General features: G+C 70.2%; 16 protein-coding genes. 10 read left to right on the top strand and 6 right to left on the bottom strand.

Features of this window, described 5'->3' with window-relative positions; all coding sequences use genetic code 11:
* Positions 1-49: 49 nt before the first annotated feature.
* Entirely contained in the window at positions 50-1,513 is a 1,464-nt protein-coding gene (locus ASD23_RS15580; RefSeq protein ID WP_056012550.1) for a DUF7507 domain-containing protein, read from the bottom strand.
* A gap of 169 nt (positions 1,514-1,682) precedes the next feature.
* Entirely contained in the window at positions 1,683-2,384 is a 702-nt protein-coding gene (locus ASD23_RS15575; protein ID WP_056012548.1) for a YceI family protein, read from the bottom strand.
* Between the two features lie 108 nt (positions 2,385-2,492).
* Here ASD23_RS15575 and ASD23_RS15570 point away from each other — a divergent pair, with 108 nt between their 5' ends.
* Together ASD23_RS15570 and ASD23_RS15565 are read left to right on the top strand one after the other, a co-directional pair.
* Entirely contained in the window at positions 2,493-2,996 is a 504-nt protein-coding gene (locus tag ASD23_RS15570) for a hypothetical protein (protein WP_056012545.1), read from the top strand.
* A 183-nt stretch (positions 2,997-3,179) separates the two neighbouring features.
* Positions 3,180-5,348: an ATP-dependent Clp protease ATP-binding subunit gene (locus ASD23_RS15565; protein ID WP_200941724.1), complete on the top strand. Its 2,169-nt coding sequence runs from the start codon at positions 3,180-3,182 to the stop codon at positions 5,346-5,348.
* Between the two features lie 59 nt (positions 5,349-5,407).
* Here ASD23_RS15565 and ASD23_RS15560 read toward each other — a convergent pair whose 3' ends face one another.
* Positions 5,408-6,682, bottom strand: coding sequence for an MFS transporter (locus ASD23_RS15560; RefSeq protein WP_157377115.1), 1,275 nt, complete (start codon positions 6,680-6,682; stop codon positions 5,408-5,410).
* Positions 6,683-6,797: 115 nt separating this feature from the next.
* Here ASD23_RS15560 and ASD23_RS15555 point away from each other — a divergent pair, with 115 nt between their 5' ends.
* The 5 genes from ASD23_RS15555 (at position 6,798) to ASD23_RS15535 (ending at position 12,490) form a co-directional block, all read left to right on the top strand.
* On the top strand, positions 6,798-7,301 hold the full coding sequence (locus ASD23_RS15555) for a hypothetical protein (RefSeq protein ID WP_056012539.1): 504 nt from the start codon (positions 6,798-6,800) through the stop codon (positions 7,299-7,301).
* Between the two features lie 41 nt (positions 7,302-7,342).
* Positions 7,343-8,926 carry a carboxylesterase/lipase family protein gene (locus tag ASD23_RS15550; RefSeq protein WP_056012536.1) on the top strand — a complete coding sequence of 528 codons (1,584 nt, stop codon included), beginning with the start codon at positions 7,343-7,345 and terminating at the stop codon, positions 8,924-8,926.
* A gap of 166 nt (positions 8,927-9,092) precedes the next feature.
* A complete protein-coding gene (locus tag ASD23_RS15545) occupies positions 9,093-10,859 on the top strand; it encodes a S8 family serine peptidase (RefSeq protein ID WP_056012533.1) in 1,767 nt (588 codons plus the stop codon).
* Positions 10,860-10,970: 111 nt separating this feature from the next.
* Positions 10,971-12,020 carry a zinc-dependent alcohol dehydrogenase family protein gene (locus ASD23_RS15540; protein ID WP_056012530.1) on the top strand — a complete coding sequence of 350 codons (1,050 nt, stop codon included), beginning with the start codon at positions 10,971-10,973 and terminating at the stop codon, positions 12,018-12,020.
* The gene (locus ASD23_RS15535) at positions 12,017-12,490 is read left to right on the top strand and encodes a heme-degrading domain-containing protein (protein ID WP_056012527.1); all 474 of its coding nucleotides are present in this window, start codon (positions 12,017-12,019) and stop codon (positions 12,488-12,490) included. Before ASD23_RS15540 ends, ASD23_RS15535 begins: the two co-directional genes overlap by 4 nt.
* An 18-nt stretch (positions 12,491-12,508) precedes the next feature.
* Here ASD23_RS15535 and ASD23_RS15530 read toward each other — a convergent pair whose 3' ends face one another.
* The gene (locus tag ASD23_RS15530; protein ID WP_056012524.1) at positions 12,509-13,015 is read right to left on the bottom strand and encodes a MarR family winged helix-turn-helix transcriptional regulator; all 507 of its coding nucleotides are present in this window, start codon (positions 13,013-13,015) and stop codon (positions 12,509-12,511) included.
* A gap of 157 nt (positions 13,016-13,172) precedes the next feature.
* Between ASD23_RS15530 and ASD23_RS15525 the strand changes: the two genes are divergently transcribed.
* Positions 13,173-14,438, top strand: coding sequence for an MFS transporter (locus ASD23_RS15525; RefSeq protein WP_082571500.1), 1,266 nt, complete (start codon positions 13,173-13,175; stop codon positions 14,436-14,438).
* 87 nt (positions 14,439-14,525) lie between these two features.
* Here ASD23_RS15525 and ASD23_RS15520 read toward each other — a convergent pair whose 3' ends face one another.
* Positions 14,526-15,119 (bottom strand): nitroreductase family protein, encoded by a 594-nt coding sequence (locus ASD23_RS15520; RefSeq protein WP_056012521.1) that lies wholly within the window; start codon positions 15,117-15,119, stop codon positions 14,526-14,528.
* A 207-nt stretch (positions 15,120-15,326) separates the two neighbouring features.
* Between ASD23_RS15520 and ASD23_RS15515 the strand changes: the two genes are divergently transcribed.
* Positions 15,327-15,881: a TetR family transcriptional regulator gene (locus ASD23_RS15515; protein ID WP_056012518.1), complete on the top strand. Its 555-nt coding sequence runs from the start codon at positions 15,327-15,329 to the stop codon at positions 15,879-15,881.
* Positions 15,882-16,057: 176 nt separating this feature from the next.
* Entirely contained in the window at positions 16,058-17,569 is a 1,512-nt protein-coding gene (locus ASD23_RS15510) for an APC family permease (protein WP_056012515.1), read from the top strand.
* Between the two features lie 41 nt (positions 17,570-17,610).
* Here the strand turns inward: ASD23_RS15510 and ASD23_RS15505 are convergent, their stop codons facing one another.
* Positions 17,611-18,720 (bottom strand): threonine aldolase family protein, encoded by a 1,110-nt coding sequence (locus tag ASD23_RS15505; RefSeq protein ID WP_082571498.1) that lies wholly within the window; start codon positions 18,718-18,720, stop codon positions 17,611-17,613.
* Positions 18,721-18,747 lie beyond the last annotated feature (27 nt).

Below are 18,747 nucleotides of genomic sequence, written 5' to 3'. Positions count from 1 at the left end.
CAGTGTCTATTCCGGTGCATGGATGTCGCGGCTGCCGCCCCCTGCGAGATCATCGGCGACGCCGGAGCACCAGAAGGCTGCCGCCGGTCAGGGCGGTCATCCCGGCTACGAGGATCGGGAGCGTCGATGGGCCCGTCGGCGGCAATGCCGGAGGCACCGCGGCGCCCGCACCGACGACGATCGTCGCGGAGACCGGTGCCGAGGTCACGGGGGCCGTGCCCGCGAGCCCGCCGGCGGTGGCGACGTTCGTGACCGACCCGGCGGCGGCGTCAGCATCGGTCACGGTGTACGTGCCGTGACAGACGGTCGAGTCGCCCGCCTGGCCCGCCGGGGCCAGCTCCGACGCTTCGCAGGTCACGCCGGCGATGCGGTCGTCGACGACGGCGACGTCGGTGATCGCGACCGCCGAGGTGTTCAGTACCTCGTAGGTGTAGTCGACGACGTCGCCGGACGCGTAGGTCTTCGAGTCGTCGACGAGCTTGGTGAGCCCGAGCTGGGCCAACGGGTCGATCGCCTGCACCACGACGTTCCTGATGAGGTGCACATCGGTGAACAGGCCCGTCGAGGCGCTGAACCCGAACTTGTAGGTCGGGGGCGTCGGCTGCGGTGCCGCGAAGTCGAGCACCTGCTGCATGCCCGCGCCGTCGTTGAAGTCGATGGAGACGGTGACCTGGGGGTCGGGCGCCGGGGAGATCTGCACCGTGACCGTACGGCGCGTCGGCTCGAGCAGGACCGCGGCCTGGGCAGGGTCGGCTCCGGTGAGGTCGGGGGCGGGGCCGTGCAGGTCCCCTGGGAGCGTCGACGTCCAGGGGCCCGTGGTCGACAACTGGTCGGCGGTCGCCGTGAGGAAGCAGTACCCCTCGGTGCCGTTGCCCGGCCCGCGCACCGTCACCATGTTCTCGCCGGGGGCCGGGGCATAGAAGGCCTCACCCGACGGGGAGCGGACCTCGCAGCCGTCGCCACGCCGCTCCCAGTCGCCGAAGTAGTTGCCGAGCACATCGAGGCCGATGCCGAGGTATCCGCCCTCGACGCCGGGGAGGAACGGTGGATCGACTTCGAATCCCGGCTCTTTCTGCGCGTACCCGAGACTGCCTCCGAACGCGCCCGGCGCGTCGAGCGTGGTCGCGCCGTCGACGAGGAAGAAGGCGATGCCGTCGGCGGGCACGAGGGAGTCGGAGCCGTACTGCCATTGCTCGAACGTGATCTCCACACCCTGAGTCGCCGGGATCGGCACGTCGTAGAGTGCGGCGCCGGCCTGGTCGGTGAGCCGATCGGTCAGCCGGAGGAACCCGTCGGGGTCGGCTCCGTTGGGCGGGGCGGCCGGGCTCGGAGCGGGACACCCCAGCACCGGATGCGAACCGACCGGCGTCGCGAGCACCGTGGGTGCGCCGGTGATGCACGCTGAGCCGTAAGCCTGGAACCCGTCGATCACCGTGGCGCCGCGGAAGTCCTCGTCGACGAGCACAGGTCCCGCAGCGGCGGCGAACGCCGGCTGCAGTGTCGACGAACTCACCCCAACCCCGATTCCGATGGCTCCTATCGTCACGGCGACCGCGATGAATACAGCCCGCTTCCGAAGCTCCCCCATGGGCACATGCTAGGGACGGAGGGCCCGAACCTCCAGCATGAGGTTCGGATCACCGCGAACGCATGCGCCGCAACCCTCGCGGCAACGCCTCGCCTCAGCCGCGCGCGAGCACGAGCGAGAACTCGACGAACCCGTCGGGCTCGACCGAGACGAACCCCAGGTTCGGCGCCTCGACGCCGAAGTCGGCGAAGGTGATCGGGATGCTGCCGGCCACCTGCCCGTCGCCGCCGTTCCAGACCGCGTCGAGGTCGACGGTCACCGGGCGGGTGACGCCGGCGATGGTGAGTTCGCCCGCTGCCTGCACGGTCTGCACGTCGCCGACGACGGGCGCCGCGTCGATCGTGATCGGCTCGGTGAGCACGAAGGTCGCTGTCGGGAACTCGTCCGTGCGCAGGGCACTCGAGCGGAAGTACTCGTCGCGGTTGCCCGAGTCCGTCGCGATCGATGCGACGTCGACCTCGATCGATGCGGCGGTCAGGCTCAGCCCGTCGACCGTGAAGCCGCCGGTCACGTCGGAGGTGCGACCGGTGACGGTGACGTCGGTGCCGTTCAGCACCTCGTCGACGCGATAGCCGGCGAACGAGCCGTCGGCCACGGCCCACTGGCCGGTGAGGTCGGATGCCTCGGTGCCGGCGTCGACCGTCGCCGAGGGTGGCGTGGTCACCGACGGCGCCGCTTCGGCCTCGCCGACGATGAGGTCGCGGTAGACGATCGGGGCCGCGATGGCGGCGGTCGCACCGAGCACGAGCGCTCCGGCGACGATCGAGGCGGTGATGATCTTGGTGCGCTTCTGCATGCGGCCTCCACAGGGTCGGACTTCGAGCATGCCGGATCAACGTATGAGAATGCATTGAATTCGCCGCGATCCTGTCGAGATGACGACGGATGACGCAGACTGTCGTGCATGAGCCACCCCCATGACTCCGGCGACCCGCACGTGCTCGGCCCCGGTCTGCTGCCGACGCCGTTCACCGCCGACGAGATCCGGGACGCGAGCGGCTCCGGCAAGACGATCCGCATCCTCGTGGAGGAGCCCGAGGGCGAGGCGTTCGAGCGCGTCAACCGCTTCACCGAGTGCGATGACGAGGGCGCCACCCTCGAGCGCTGGCGCGTCGCGCCCGACGGCGGTGTCGACGGTGAGATCGCGAGCGCGCGGGTGACCTGGCTCGAACTGCAGGGTCACGCCGCGTTCCCCGCCGAGCGCACGACCGTCGACGAGGAGACGATCGACCTGCCGATCGGGCGGGTCGAGTGCCTCCGCTACGAGACGCGTGATGAAGCTCCGGATGCCGCCGCCGAGACGTTCTGGTTCGCCCGGATGTTCCCGGGCATGCCCGTGCGGTTCGAATCGCCGACGCCCGCCGGTCCCGTGCGCACCACGGTGGTCGCCGTCGAGGTGGTGCGCTGACCGGCTGATCGCCTCGCCGGCCGGCTGTTCGGCGAAGCACGGCGCAGCCTGCCGATCGCTGGCGCGCCACGCGGCATCCGTCTAGCGTGATCTGTGGGGGAGATTCGGCGCGGAAGTCGGAATACCAGCCCTCTCGACAAAGTTGAGTTAACTAGACTCAAGTTTTGAACGAAGGGAGTGCCTGTGGCCAACATGCAGGGTGCGCCGAGCACGCAGGAAGAGCAGAAGTCGGCGCTCGAACAGTACGGCGTCAACCTCACCGAGATCGCCAAGGCCGGAAAGCTCGATCCCGTGATCGGGCGCGATTCCGAGATCCGTCGCGTCAGCCAGGTGCTCACGCGACGCACGAAGAACAACCCCGTGCTCATCGGCGAGCCGGGCGTCGGCAAGACCGCCGTCGTCGAGGGGCTCGCCCAGCGCATCGTCGCCGGCGACGTCGCCGAGTCGCTGAAGGGCAAGCAGCTCATCTCGCTCGACATCTCGGCGCTCGTCGCCGGTGCGATGTACCGCGGCCAGTTCGAGGAGAGGCTGAAGGCCGTCCTCAAGGAGATCAACGACGCCGAGGGCGAGATCATCACCTTCGTCGACGAACTGCACCTGCTCATGGGCGCAGGCGGCGGCGAGGGGTCCGTCGCGGCGTCCAACATGCTGAAGCCCATGCTCGCCCGTGGCGAGCTGCGGCTCATCGGTGCGACCACGCTCAACGAGTACCGCGAATACATCGAGAAGGATGCCGCGCTCGAACGCCGCTTCCAGCAGGTGTACGTCGGCGAGCCGAGCGTCGAGGACACGATCGCGATCCTCCGCGGCCTCAAGGGACGCTACGAGGCCCACCACGGGGTCACGATCTCCGATGCCGCACTTGTGAGCGCGGCATCCCTGTCGAACCGGTACATCTCAGCGCGTCAGCTGCCCGACAAGGCGATCGACCTCGTCGACGAGGCCATGTCGCGCCTCAAGATGGAGATCGACTCGAGCCCCGTCGAGATCGACCAGCTGAAGCGCCAGGTCGACCGCATGAAGCTCGAGGAGCTCGCCCTCAAGAAGGAGAAGGACGACGCGTCGAAGGAGCGGCTCGCGAAGCTGCGCGAGACGCTCGTCGAGCAGGAGCGCGAGCTCGCGGGCCTCGAGGCCCGCTGGGCCCGAGAGCGGATGTCGCTGAACCGCGTCGGCGACCTGAAGAAGCAGCTCGACGACGCGGTCACGCAGCGCGACCGAGCCATGCGCGAGGCCGACTACGCGAAGGCGTCGAAGCTCGAGTACGAGACGATCGCGCGCCTGCAGCGCGACCTCGAGGCGGCCGAGCAGGCCGAGCAGGCTCCCGACGAGCCCCGCATGGTCAATGAGCAGGTCACCGAGGAGGACATCGCCCAGGTGATCGCCGCGTGGACGGGCATCCCCGTCGGCCGACTGCTGCAGGGCGAGACCGAGAAGCTGCTGCACCTCGAGCAGGAGCTCGGCAAGCGCCTCATCGGCCAGAAGCGCGCCGTCGCGGCGGTCGCCGACTCGGTGCGCCGCTCGCGCGCCGGCATCAGCGATCCCAACCGGCCGACGGGGTCGTTCCTGTTCCTCGGCCCGACGGGCGTCGGCAAGACCGAGCTCGCGAAGTCGCTCGCCGACTTCCTCTTCGACGACGAGCACGCCATGGTGCGCATCGACATGTCGGAGTACGGCGAGAAGTTCTCGGTCTCGCGACTCGTCGGCGCGCCCCCCGGGTACGTCGGCTACGACCAGGGCGGCCAGCTCACCGAGGCCGTGCGTCGTCGCCCCTACTCGGTGATCCTCTTCGACGAGGTCGAGAAGGCGCACCCCGAGGTCTTCGACGTGCTGCTGCAGGTGCTCGACGACGGGCGCCTCACCGACGGCCAGGGCCGCACGGTGGACTTCAGGAACACCATCCTGATCCTCACGTCGAACCTCGGCTCGCAGTACCTGATCGACCCGTCGCTCAGCTGGGACGAGAAGGAGCAAGCCGTGCTGCAGACCGTGCGGCAGGCCTTCAAGCCCGAGTTCGTGAACCGGCTCGACGACATCGTGGTGTTCTCGGCGCTCAGCGAAGACGAGCTCGCCGAGATCGTCAACCTCTACATCGACCGGCTGTCGGCGCGACTGCACGAGCGGCGACTGCAGCTCGGCGTCACTCCCGACGCCAGGGCGTGGCTCGCCGAGCGCGGGTACGACCCGCTGTACGGCGCCCGGCCGCTCCGCCGCCTCATGCAGCACGAGATCGACGACCGGCTCGCCCGGGCGCTGCTCACGGGCGAGGTTCGCGACGGCGACACGGTCGTGGTCGGCCTCGCCGACGACGGTGACTCGCTCACCGTGGCACGGGCCGAGCTCCCGGTCGAATAGGGGCGCCCGCGGCATCCGTTCGAATCACCGAGCGGATGCCGCGTCGCGCTGCGCGGCCGTCACTCGACGGCGACGTCGCTCTCGGCCTCGGGGGCGCGCACGCCGTTGGCGCTCGCCGGAATGCGTCGTTCGAGCGCGAGCGCCAGCACACCGATGCCGAGGCAGCCGATGACCATCACCGCGATGTACACGGCGTCGAGGTCGTGGTCGAGCAGCAGGCCCGCGGCGACCGGGCCGGCGATGGCACCGCCCTGGAACGCCGCCGAGTTGATCGCGTTGTAGCGGCCGCGATTGTGGTCGGAGGCGAGGTCGTTGTAGATCGCCGGCACCGTCGGCTGCAGCAGGGTCTCGCCGAAGGCGAAGACGCCCATGAACGCCAGCACGCCGATGGCGGCGGCCAGCGTGTCGGGCAGGAGCCCCGCGGCGCCGAGGATCAGCCACGAGGTCGCCCAGACGCCCGCCATGACCCACATGACCCGCGTGCGGCGCTTGCCGCTGATCTTCGCCAGCACCGTGAACTGCAGCAGCACGATGACCGCGGTGTTGACCGCGAACGACAGCCCGATCACCCGGGTCGAGACCTCGGCGACCTGGCGCGCGTACGCGGGGAACCCCGCCTCCATCTGGCCGTAGCCGATGAACATCGCGATGAACGTGAGGAGCGTCAGCCACAGCACGGCGGGCTGACGGAGGATCTCGCGATAGCCGCCGGCTGCGGCCGACTCCTCGGTCGGCTCGGCCTGCGTGCGCACATGGCGGAGGGGGCCGAGGAGCAGCGCCATTGGGATGAGCGCGCTCGCGGCGTCGATCAGGAAGATCACGGTGAAGGTCTCGGGGGAGTCGACATCGACGTAGAACCCGCCGATGATGCCGCCGACCCCGATGCCGAGGTTCACGAGCGCGAAGTTGACGCCGAAGTACTGCTGCCGCAGGTCGCCAGAGACCACGGCGGCGATGAGCGCATTGAACCCGGGCCACGAGACGCCGAAGTTCACGCCGATGAGCACGAGGGCGACGGCCGCGACCGCGGGGTGGGTGGCGAACGCCAGCAGCGTGCAGCCGGCGATCATCGACACGAGGCCGGCGAGCAGAACGGCCTTCGCGCCGAAGCGGTCGATGAGCGTGCCGCCCGGGCCGGTGACGATGAGCCCGACCACCGCGATGAGGCTCATGAGCGCGCCCGAGAGGCCGAGGTCGAAGCCGCGCACCTCGTGCAGGTAGATGATCGTGAACGGCAGGGTCAGCCCACGGCCGAGCGTTTGGATGGCGACGGTCGACAGCAGCCATCGGCCCTCGGTGGGCAGGGCGGCCCAGAACGTCCTCGCGCTGATCACACTGCATTCTGTTCGAGACCGCCGACATTCCGCCAATCACCTCGGCCGCCTCTACCGCCGTGGACGCCGGCAGCGCTACTGTGGCGGCAGCAGTGATGATCCCGGGGGAGGCGACATGTCTGCAGTGAACGGAGACGAGATCGGCGAGGTCGTGCTGACGCACGGCCAGCGACGAGGCATCCGATTGATCGGATTGGCCGGCGTGGTCGGCGGCATCCTGTTGATCGTCGTGGCGATCATCGCCTGGATCGGGGTCTCGAACCAGCTCCGGGCCGAGAACATCACGATCCCCGACGACTCGCCGTACTTCGCGGGCAAGACCGTCGACGGACCGATCGACGCCTTCATCCAGGCCGGCGTCATCAACGCGCACGCGCTCGAGGCGAGCGGCGGCAAGACGTACGCCGAGCTCGACCAGGACGACCCCGTGCGCGACACCGTGATGCAGGCGTCGTTCCTGCGGGCCTCGCTCTTCACCTCGGTGGTCTCGTTCGGCGTCGCGTTGTTCGCGGCGGGGGTCGGCGTGGTCTTCGTGCTCTTCGGCTGGGCCCTGCGGATGCTCGCGTCGTCCCCGGCGCGCGCACCGGGGAGAGCCTCCGTTCCGCCCGCGACGGCCTGAGCCGGCCCCGTCCGTTCACCCGGCAGGCGTAGGCTCCTGGCATGCTGCTGGGGGCAGGGGTGCAGGTCGATCGTGCGCTCGTCGTCGAGACCGAGACGGGCGCGGTGCGAGGGGTGCGCCGGCACGGCGTGCGCTGCTGGCGCGGCATCCCGTACGCCGCATCGACCGGCGGCGAGTTCCGCTTCCGGGCGCCTCGACCGGCACCGGGATGGGACGGCGTCCGCGACGCCGTCGAGTTCGGCCCCGTCGCGCCGCAGCAGCGGAAGGGGCAGTTCATCGGAGCCGCGCCGGGCCTCCCGCGCAGTGAGGACTGCCTGAGCGTCAACGTGATCGCGCCCGACGAGTCGGCGGGGGCGACCGAGCGACTCGGTTCGACCGGCCGACCGGTGATGGTGTTCATCCACGGCGGCGCCTACAGCGTCGGCTCCTCGGGCGAGTACCCGCGACAGGGCGAGCGGCTCGTGCGCGAGCACGGGGTCGTCTACGTGAGCATGAACTACCGTCTCGGGGCGCTCGGCTGGCTCGACCTCCGCACCTATTCGACGCCCGAACGACCGATCGGGGCCAACCTCGGGCTCCGCGACCAGGTCGCCGCCCTCGAATGGGTGCGCCGCAACATCCGCTCATTCGGCGGCGACCCCGACCGCGTGACCCTCTTCGGCGAGTCCGCCGGCGCGAACTCGGTCACGACGCTCCTCACCGTTCCCGCTGCGGAGGGGCTGTTCTCCCGCGCGATCGCGCAGAGCTCGCCCGCAAACGCCGTCTACCTGCCCGAGACGACGGCGCGCTGGGCGCGCGAGTACGTGCGGCTGCTCAGCCGAGTGGTCGACGACGACGATCTCGAGAGCGAATCGGTCGAGGATGCCGCGGCGATGCTGTGCACCGCGAGCGCCATGCACCTCGCGGAGGCGACGACCACCCTCACGATGCGCACTCCCGACGAGGATCCCGGCACGATCAGCCTGGCGCCCGTCATCGACGGCGAGTTCCTGCCGCACCGCCCCCTCGACGCATTCCGCGACGGGCTCGCGCATCGGGTGCCGCTCCTCATCGGCACCAACGACCGTGAGGGCTCGCTCTTCGCCGGGCGCATCGGCATCCTGCCGACGACGAAGCCGCGCATCCGCGCGATCTTCGCGAACACGCGGAAGAAGTCGCGCAAGGCGATCAAGGGCCGGTATCCGGGCCTTCCCGAGCGGCGGCCGGCGGCCGACTTCGCCGGCGACTTCACGTTCTGGTTCCCGACGGTGAAGGTGGCGGAGCGGCATTCGCGATTCGCCCCGACCTGGATGTACCGATTCGACGCGGCTCCGCGGATGTCGCGGCTCCTCGGCCTCGACGCGACCCACGGGCTCGAGCTCTTCGCGCTGTTCGAGAAGTTCGACACCCTCACCGGGGCCGGACTCACGCTGCTCGGCGGGCGGCGCATGTTCCGTGCGGTCGGGCGGCGCATGCAGCGGCACTGGGTCGGCTTCGCGGCATCCGGGTGTCCCGGCGCCGACTGGCCGGCCTACCGCGAGGCCGGTCGGCGCACCATCGTCTTCGGGGAGGGCGAGGATCGCGTCGAGCTCGACCCGCGCCGCGAGAAGCGACTCGCCTGGCAGGAGTTCGTGCCGCACGTCTGAGCCCGCCCCGGTCTGCGTCGACGCACGAATCTTGCTCGAACGCCGAGGGACGTGCGCGGTGATCGCGCGTCCACGCGGATACGCCGGAGCTTCGAGTCCACCCCTTGCCTCTCGAGAGCGGCAGTGCGAGGATCGCGCTCATTGACCGCCCACGGATTGGACGAAGATGTTGAAACTCAAATCCATTGCAACGACCTCGGCGCTCGCGCTGGCACTGACGGCGCTGGTCGCCGGCCCGGCCGGCGCGGCGACCTCGTCCGGCGACGAGGTGAGCGGCGAGCAGCAGTACGTCGTGCTCTTCGCCGAAGGCGCTTCGACCGAGGCGACGCGAGCGGCGGTCGCTGCCGCCGGCGGAACGATCATCGCCGAGAACGCCGAGGTCGGCGTCGCGACCGTCGTGACGACCGAGGCGGACTTCGCCGCTGAAGCCGCTGCCCAGTCGGTCATCGAGGGCACGGCGCAGAACCGGGTCATCGCCGACGTTCCGAACGCGCAGAAGGGCGCGGGCGCTGCCGAGAAGTTCGACGCCGCGAAGGCCGACCTGCGCGGCGCGGGCGAGAAGGCCGCTGCCGCCGGGGCGCCCGCGACGCGTCCGTCGAAGGGCAGGCCGCTCGCCGAACCGCTCGCCGACCTCCAGTGGGACATGCAGGCGATCGACGCCACGGTCGACGGCTCCTACCGCCACGACAAGAGCCGCGGCGTGCTCGTGGGCATCCTCGACACCGGTGTCGACGGATCCCACCCCGACATCGCTCCCAACTTCGACGCGGAGCTGAGCCGCAACTTCACGGTCGACATCGAGGCCGACGCCAACGGCGACCCGATCGACGGCGCCTGCGCCGACGAGCCCGACCAGTCGTGCGAAGACGCCGCCGACGTCGACGAGAACGGTCACGGTACGCACGTCGCCTCGACGATCGCCTCGCCCATCAACGGCATCGGCATCGCGGGCGTCGCGCCCGACGCGACCATCGTGAACCTGCGCGCCGGTCAGGACTCGGGCTACTTCTTCCTGCAGGCCTCGCTCGACGCCCTCACCTACGCCGGCGACAATGGCATCGACGTCGTGAACATGAGCTACTACGTCGACCCGTGGCTCTTCAACTGCACCTCCCACCCCGCCGACTCGCCCGCAGACCAGGCGGAGCAGCGGACCGTCATCACCGCCATGCAGCGCGCACTCGACTACGCGCGCGGCAACGGCGTGACGCTCGTCTCCGCGGCCGGCAACGGTGCCACCGACTACACGAAGGTGATCAGCGACTCCTCGAGCCCCGACTTCGCGAGCGTGCCCGGTGAGATCGCCTACACGCGCGACCTGCTCGACCCGGCCTCGTGCATCTCGATGCCGAGCGAGGGCGACGGCGTCGTCACGGTGAGCAGCACGGGCCCGAGCGAGCGCAAGGCGTACTACTCCGACTATGGCAACGGCTACGTCGATGTCGCCGCTCCCGGTGGCGACGTCTACGACACCGCAGCGGGGACTCGCGACTACGCTGCCGGAATTCTGGCGGCGTACCCGACCGCGCTCGCCGAAGCCGAGGGCGCGATCGACGAGAACGGCGACGTCGTCGTGCCGTGGGCGGTCGAGAGCTGCGACGCATCCGGTGAGACCTGCGGGTACTACCAGTACCTGCAGGGCACCTCGATGGCCTCGCCGCACGCCGCGGGCGTCGCAGCGCTCATCGTCGGCCAGTTCGGCAAGCGCGACAAGGAGCACGGCGGCAAGACGCTGTCGCCCGACGCGGTCGAAGCGAAGCTGCTGTCGTCGGCGGTCGACACGGCGTGCCCGGTGCCCGCCGCGTTCACCTACGTGCGGCACCTGCCGAACGGCACCACGGCGACCTCGACGCACACGTGCGAAGGCTCGCCCACGAAGAACGGGTTCTACGGCGACGGCATCGTGAACGCGCTGGCCGCCATCGGACGCTGACGCTCGTCAGCCTCTGACGCACTCGACGGGGTCGACCGCTGCCGCGGTCGGCCCCGTTCGTGCATTCGAATCGGTCTCGATCAACGCCGCAGCGCGACGTAGGCTCGGTGCATGCTCGCCACCGTCATCCACGCGCCCCGCGACATCCGTGTCGAAACCGTGCCCGACCCGGTGCTCGCCACCGGGGTCGACGCCATCGTGAAGGTCGTCGCCGCGTGCGTGTGCGGCTCCGACCTCTGGCCGTACCGCGGCGTGACGCCCACGCACGAGCCGCATCGCATCGGGCACGAGTTCATCGGCGTCGTCGAGGCGATCGGCGAGCAGGTCACGGTGGTCGCCGTCGGCGACTTCGTGATCGCACCCTTCTACGTGTGCGACAACACGTGCGTGAACTGCCGCAACGGCGTCTCGACGTCGTGCCTGAACGGCGGGTGGTGGGGCTCCGACGACCGGGCCGGCTCCTTCGCCGACGGCGGGCAGGGCGAGCGCGTGCGCGTGCCGCTCGCCGACGGCACGCTCGTGGTCGTGCCCGGGCCGGTCGGCGACGAGGAGGTGCCGGGCCTGCTGAGCCTCGCCGACGTCATGGGCACCGGCCATCACGCCGCGGTCTCGGCCGGCGTCTCGGCTGGCGACACGGTCGCCGTCGTGGGCGACGGCGCGGTCGGCCTCTGCGCCATCATCGCGTCGAAGCGACTCGGTGCCACGACGATCATCGCGATGTCGCGGCATCCCGAACGCCAGGCGCTCGCCCGCAGGTTCGGGGCGACCCACATCGTCGAGGAGCGCGGGGCCGAGGGCGTCGCCCGGGTGCAGGAACTCACCGGCGGCATCGGCGCCGATCGCGTGCTCGAGTGCGTCGGCACGAAGGAGTCGATGGACCAGGCGATCCGTTCCACCCGCCCGGGCGGCATGGTCGGCTACGTCGGGGCGCCGAACGGCGGGCCCGAGTTGCCGGTGCGTCCGCTCTTCAACCGCAACGTCGGCGTCAACGGCGGTATCGCGCCCGTACGCGGCTACATCGAGGAACTGCTGCCCGATGTGCGGTCGGGTGCGATCGAGCCGGGGCTCGTCTTCGACCTCGAGCTTCCGCTCGCCGACGCCGCCGAGGCGTACGCCGCGATGGACGAGCGCCGCGCCACGAAGGTGCTGCTGCGCCCATGAGCGAGCTCCTCGAACGGCTCGTCGCCGAGGAATCCGAACTGCAGTTCGAGCGGTTCACGTTCGATGACGCGTGGATGCTCGGAGGGCGTCTCCGGGCGGCCGCGTCAGAGGCGGGACATCCCGTCGCGATCGCGATCTGGTTCGGGCCGCAGCGCGTATTCCATGCAGCCCTGCCGGGTGCGACCGCCGACAACGACGGCTGGCTCGACCGCAAGCACCGCGTCGTCGAGCGATTCGGTCGGTCATCGATGCTCGTCGGCGAGGAGTTCCGCGCCAAGGGCGAGGACTTCGACGTGCACGCCCGCCTCGACCCCCGGGAGTTCGCGGCGCACGGCGGGGTCGTGCCCATCCGGATCCGCGAGGCCGGGGTCATCGGCGCCGTCGGCGTGTCGGGGCTGCCCGAGCTCGCCGATCACGACCTCGTCGTCGAGCAGTTGCGCGCACACCTGCGAGACCGGGCCACCGACTGACGCCTCAGCGTTGGGCGATCACGCGTCGATGTCGTCGAGGCGCGCGATGACGACCTCGAGCAGGCGGGCGAGCTCGGCCCGCTCGTCGTCGCCGAGGTCTTGCAGCACGTCGGACTCGACGACGTCGGAGTCGCGGATCGCCTGACTGAACAGTCCCCATCCCGCTTCGGTGAGGCTCACGAGGATGCGGGTGCGATTGTCGGGGTCGGCCGCTCGTTCGACGAGGCCGCGCTCTGCGAGCTTGTCGAGACGGTGCGTCATCGACGACGGGGCGACGTTGGTGAGTTCGGCGAGCTGGCTCGGCGTGAGGGCCTCCCCGGCCTTCGCGAGCGAGGTGACGACGGCCCACTCGCCCGAGCTCACATCGAGGTCCGTGAGCTGCCGGGCGTACCACTGGTCGAGCTTCTTCGTGAGCCCCTGCACGGCCGTGATGACCCGCTGCACCGACTCCTCGCCACCGGCAGCGACGTAGGTCGCGACGGCGCGGCGATGCAGTTCCTGGGCTGACGGGGTGCGTTTGGCCATACGGGAATTGTCGCATGCGAAGTTCGGTTACTAATATTTCGATATCGAATAGTTCGTGTTCGAATCATCGCTTCCCTCCGACGACCTGTAGGCGAGGCATCCGTCTCAGAGGCATCCGTCTCACTCGAGACCCCGACTCCCGAAAGGTGGCGTGCCCATGCGCGCGAAGCTGCTCATCCTCGCCTCGAGCATCGGCATGCTCGGTTGGGGCGCGGTGCTCCCGTACCAGTACGCGTACGCGGCGGACACCCGAGGGTGGGGCGCTCTCGTCGCGGCCGCGGCATCGTCGCTGTTCTCGGTCGGCGCGCTCGTCGCCGCCCCGATCGCCGGCCGACTCGCCGACCGCTACAACCCCGTGCACGTCGCCGTCGTCGCGCAACTGCTCGGCGCCGCCGGTGCGGCCTCGCTCGTCTTCGCCGACGGTCCCGCCGTCTTCCTTGCGGGCATGCTCGTCTTCGGCCTGGGGCTCGCCGCCGCGGTGCCCGCCAAGCAGGTGCTCGCGCTCGAGTGGTCGTCGACAGGCGACCGGCGCAAGGTCTTCGCCTACAAGTTCACCGGTGAGGCGCTCGGCATGGCAGCGGGCGCGTTCCTCGCCGGGCAGATCATCGACCTCGACCGGCACGACGGGCTCGACGTCGGCTTCCTCATGGCCGCCGCGGGCTTCGTCGTCTCGTCGGCGATCATCGCGCTCGCCGGCCGCGGGGCCATGCGGAGTGCCGAGTTCGCGGCCGAGGCCGTCGCCGGCCTCGGCGACGAGCGCCGGCCGGGCGCCTTCCGCCTGGTCTTCGCGAACCCCGCGCTCCGCTGGAGCGCCGTCGTCATGATCGCGCTCGCGCTCGGCTTCTATGCGCAGTTCGAGGCAGGCCTGCCCGCCTACGGCATCACGGTGCTCGAAGTCGACCCGGTCGCGGTCGGCACCGCGGCGGCGGTGAACTGCATCGTCATCGTGGCGCTGCAGGTCGTCGTCGTGCGGCTCACGGCGAAGGTCAGCGCGCCCGCCCTGCTGATGGTCGTCGGCGGCATCTGGGTCGCAGCATGGCTCGTGCTCGCGAGTGCGCAGTTCGCACCGGGCGTCGCGTCGGCGATGTTCGTCATGACCTACGGCATCTTCGCGGTGGGCGAGACGATCTACAGTCCGGTGCTGAACCCGCTCGTCGCGTCGCTCGCACGCAAGGGCATGGTCGGCAGCACGCTCGGCGCGATGTCGGCGCTGCAGACCGCGTTCACGGCGGCGGGTCCGCTCGTCGCAGGGGTGCTGCTCGGCGCCGGTCTCGGCGACGTGTTCCTCGGCATGCATCTGGCGCTCAGCGTGCTCGCGGTCTTCGCCGCATGGCGCCTGAAACGCGTGATCGCGGCGATGCCGCCCGTGCGGCATGAGCCGCCGACGCGGCCGATCTCGGTCGTCGATCCCGTCGACGCATGAGGAAGCGCCGCGAGTCGGACTTCGGCTCGCGGCGCTCGTGTCGCTGCTGGTCTCGGCGCTCGCCGCTCGAGGCGGCTGCGCCCGCCGTCACTCCCCGAGGAGCACGAGCTCCGCGAGGGGCTTGCGCAGTCGCGGGGCGCTCTCGCGCTCGCGAAGCACGTCGGGCAGTGCATCGACGTCGCCGAGCACGCCGATCGTCGTGATCGAGACGACCTCGAGGTTGTCGGCGAGCTCGAAAGCGGCGTGCAGTGCTGCGGCGTCGAAGCCGCCCATCTGGTGCGTGTGCAGACCCTCGTGCTGGGCCTGCACGGTGAGGTGCGCGACCGCCTGGCCGAGGTCGTACCGCGCCCACGGGCGGGGCTTGCCCTCGTCGTCCGCGATCTCGGCGATGTTGATCACGAGCGCGGCGGCCGAATCGGCCCAGACCTGGTTGAAGCCCGCCATCGCGTCGTGCGCGGTGGTGAAGGCGGCGGTTCCCCGGCGGGCGACGATGAATCGCCACGGCTGCGAGTTGTTGGCAGACGGTGCCCATCGGGCGGCTTCGAGCACCGTGCGGAGGGCTTCTTCGTCGACGACGGCGTTCGGGTCGAACGCGCGGGGGCTCCAGCGGTCGACCAATGGGTCGATGAGCGGGGCGGTCGTATCGGCCTTGCGGGAGGTGAGTTCGGTGACGAGCGTCATGGTGCGCCAGCTTTCGAGAGGGGGAACAGGAGCTGGGGCTTCGTCGTCCCAGTCCATTGCAACGCATGGACCTGTGAGACATTCCCAGAAAGTCGCCCGATGACGACGACGGGCGGCGACGTGGTGCACGGGCGCGAGGCCCGACGCGCAGGACCGTGCGCGCACGGCCGGACACGCACCGCACATCCGCCCTCGTACGATGGCCTGATGATCACCCTCGAGGGCCCGGCCGCCCGAGTGCTCTCGGCGTACACGCATCTCATGGTCGAGCGCGGCATCCGCGGTGCGACCCTCGAGGGCGTCGCGAGTCGGGCGGGCCTCTCGAAGTCGGGCGCACTGCATCACTTCTCCTCGGTGAGCGCACTGCAGGCGGCCCTGTTCGTCGAGCTGCGCGCGCAGGCCCGTCGTGACGCCGACGACATGCGCAACGCGCCCGAGGGCGCGGTGCGGTACTACCTGGTGTCGTCACTCGACCGTGACAGCGAGCTCGAGCTCCTCATCGAGGCCGGGTACCGGATCGCGCAGACCGGAGACGAGGCGGCCCTCGAGGTGCTCCGCGAGTGCCGGCGCGGATGGCTCGAGGTGCTCGGCGCGGCGACGGGCGACGATCGCCTCGCCCGCATGGTGCTCTTCGCGGGTGACGGCATGAACCACAACGCGCTCATGGACCTGCCCGTCGGCGAGGACGTGCTCACCGACGAGCACGTCGAGGAGCTGATCTCCGCGTTCGAGGCGATGCAGTCGGGCGGCAGCGCGGACTGAGCGTCGCCGACCGTGCGCGCGCACGGTCGCGCGCGCCGTCGCGCGCGCACATTCACCACGCACACGATCAGAACGCCCTCCAGACCGACCGTCTGGTCGGTCTGTGTACACTTGGACCTCGCGCCTGTCGGCCCCGCCCGCACGCGTTCCCATCCTCGAGGGCGAGAAGGTACCTGATGAGCACTCCAACGGTCGGCACAGCACCGGTCACCGATCCCGCGCCCACGAAGGGCCTGGCGATCGGCAAGCTCGGCCTGTGGGGTTCGACCGTCATCGGCATCGCCTCGACCGCGCCCCTGTTCTCGCTCGCCGCGACGCTCGGCTACGTGATCATCGCCGTCGGCGCACAGGCGCCCATCGCGTTCATCCTCGCCTTCGTGCCGATGCTGTTCACCGCCTTCGCCTACCGCGAGCTCAACAACGACGTGCCCGACTGCGGCACGGTGTTCACCTGGGCGGCCAAGGCGTTCGGTCCGCGCACCGGATGGATGGCGGGATGGAGCATCGCCGTCGCGGGCGTGCTCGTCATGGCGAACCTCGCCGAGATCGCCTCGGTGTACCTGCTCACCCTCATCGGCGACGGCTCGCTCGCCGAGAACCGCCTCATCGTCACCGGCTTCGGCTGCGTCATCATCGCGGCCATGACCTGGGTGTCGCTGCGCGGCGTCGAGATCGGCGAGCGCATGCAGCAGGTGCTCCTCGTGATCCAGTACCTCGCGATGGCGGCGTTCGTGGTCGGCTGCCTCATCGGCTTCGTCAACGGCAGCGCCCCCGACCCGACCCCGGTGTCGCTCGACTGGTTCAACCCGTTCCTCGCCGACGGCACCGGAATGGTGCAGGCGATCCTGCTCGCGCTGTTCATCTATTGGGGCTGGGACACCTGCCTCGCCCTCACCGAGGAGACGAAGGACCCGCGTCGCACGCCCGGTCGCGCCGCGACCCTCACCACGGTCATCCTGCTCGTCACCTACGTGGGCGTCACCGTCGTCGCGATGATGTACGCCGGCCTCGGCGACACCGGCACGGGCCTCGCGAACGAGGCGCACGCCGACGACGTGTTCTCGGTGCTCGCCGGCATGGCGATGGGTCCGCTCGGCTGGTTCCTCGTCATCGCCGTCGCGATCTCGGCCCTCTCGTCGTCGCAGACGACGATCCTGCCGACGGCCCGCGGCACCTTCGCCATGGGCGTCTACCAGGCGCTGCCCGCCCGCTTCGCGAAGGTGAGCGAGGCGTCGAAGACGCCGACCTTCTCGACCACCCTCGTCGGCGTCATCGCGATCGTCTACTACGCGGGGATGAACCTCGTCTCGACCGACGTGCTCGCCGACTCGCTGCTCTCGATGGGTCTCGCCATCGCGTTCTTCTACGCCATCGCGAGCTTCGCGTGCGTCTGGTACTTCCGCCGCACCCTCTTCGCCAGCCGGCGGAACGTGTTCTACCGGCTCGTGTTCCCGCTGCTCGGCGGGCTCTTCATGGCGTGGGCGTTCGTGCAGTCGGCGGTCGACATGCTCGACCCCGACTACGGCTACTCGCAGCTCGCGGGGGTCGGCGGCGCCTTCATCGTCGGCATCGGCTCGCTGCTGCTCGGTGTCGTGCTCATGTTCGTCTGGGCGCTCTTCCCGGGGTCGCGCGACTACTTTCAGAAGCGTTCGCTCAACCGCGACACCGAGGTGCTCGCGCCCGAGTAGGGCGCGAGCGCGTCTCGGGCACGAGCACCTCGGCCCGGGCGCTAGGCCGCGGCGAGCTCCTCGCGGATGCCCGCGACGAAGGCGTCGATGTCGGCCTCGCTCGTGTCGAAGGAGCACATCCAGCGCACCTCGCCGCGCGAGGCATCCCAGTCGTAGAAGCGGAACCGCTCGCGGAGCCGGTCGGCGACGCCCGCCGGCAGCGTCGCGAAGACGCCGTTCGACTGCGTCTCCTGCGAGAAGCCGAGACCCGGCATCTCGCCCGCGGCGATGCCCGCGTCGAGCGCATCGCGGAGACGGCGGGCCATCCCGTTCGCGTGGCGTGCGCTCTCGATCCAGAGGTCGCCCTCGTAGAGCGCGATGAGCTGCGCGGAGGTGAAGCGCATCTTCGACGCGAGCTGCATGTTGAGCTTGCGCAGGTACTTGAGACCGACGGATGCCTCGGGGTTCAGCACCACGATCGCCTCGGCGCCGAGCGCGCCGTTCTTGGTGCCGCCGACGCTCAGCACGTCGACGCCGGCGTCGCGCGTGAAGGCGCGGAGGGGGAGGTCGAGCGACGCCGCGGCGTTCGAGAGGCGCGCGCCGTCCATGTGGAGCGTCATACCGCGCTCGTGCACGTGGTCGGCGATCGCGCGCACCTCGGCGGCGGTGTACGCCGTGCCGAGCTCGGTGGTCTGCGTGATCGACACGACGAGCGGCTGCGCGCGGTGCTCGTCGCCCCAGCCCCATGCCTCGCGGTCGATGAGCTCGATCGTGAGCTTGCCGTCGGGCGCGGGAACCGTGAGCAGCTTGATGCCGCCGACGCGCTCGGGTGCGCCGCCCTCGTCGGAGTTGATGTGCGCGGTGCTCGCGGAGATGACGGCGCCCCAGCGGGGGAGCATCGACTGGAGGCCGGTGACGTTCGCACCCGTGCCGTTGAAGACGGGGAACGCCTCGATGCCCTCGCCGAAGTGCCCCGCGAAGACCTGCTGCAGGCGCTCGGTGTACACGTCTTCGCCGTAGGCGACCTGGTGGCCGTTGTTGGCGGCGGCGATCGCCGCGAGCACCTCGGGGTGCACGCCCGAGTAGTTGTCGGAGGCGAAACCGCGGACGGAGATGTCGTGGAGCTGTTCAGTCACCGGACCATCCTCCCATTTCCCGGCTGTGCAGGGCATCGGTGCCCCGTCGGGTGACGGGGCACC

Source organism: Agromyces sp. Root1464, from assembly GCF_001427265.1.
Lineage (GTDB): Bacteria > Actinomycetota > Actinomycetes > Actinomycetales > Microbacteriaceae > Agromyces > Agromyces fucosus.
The sequence above is the reverse complement of the archived record's forward strand: the minus strand, read 5'-3'. Positions and strand labels throughout refer to the sequence as shown.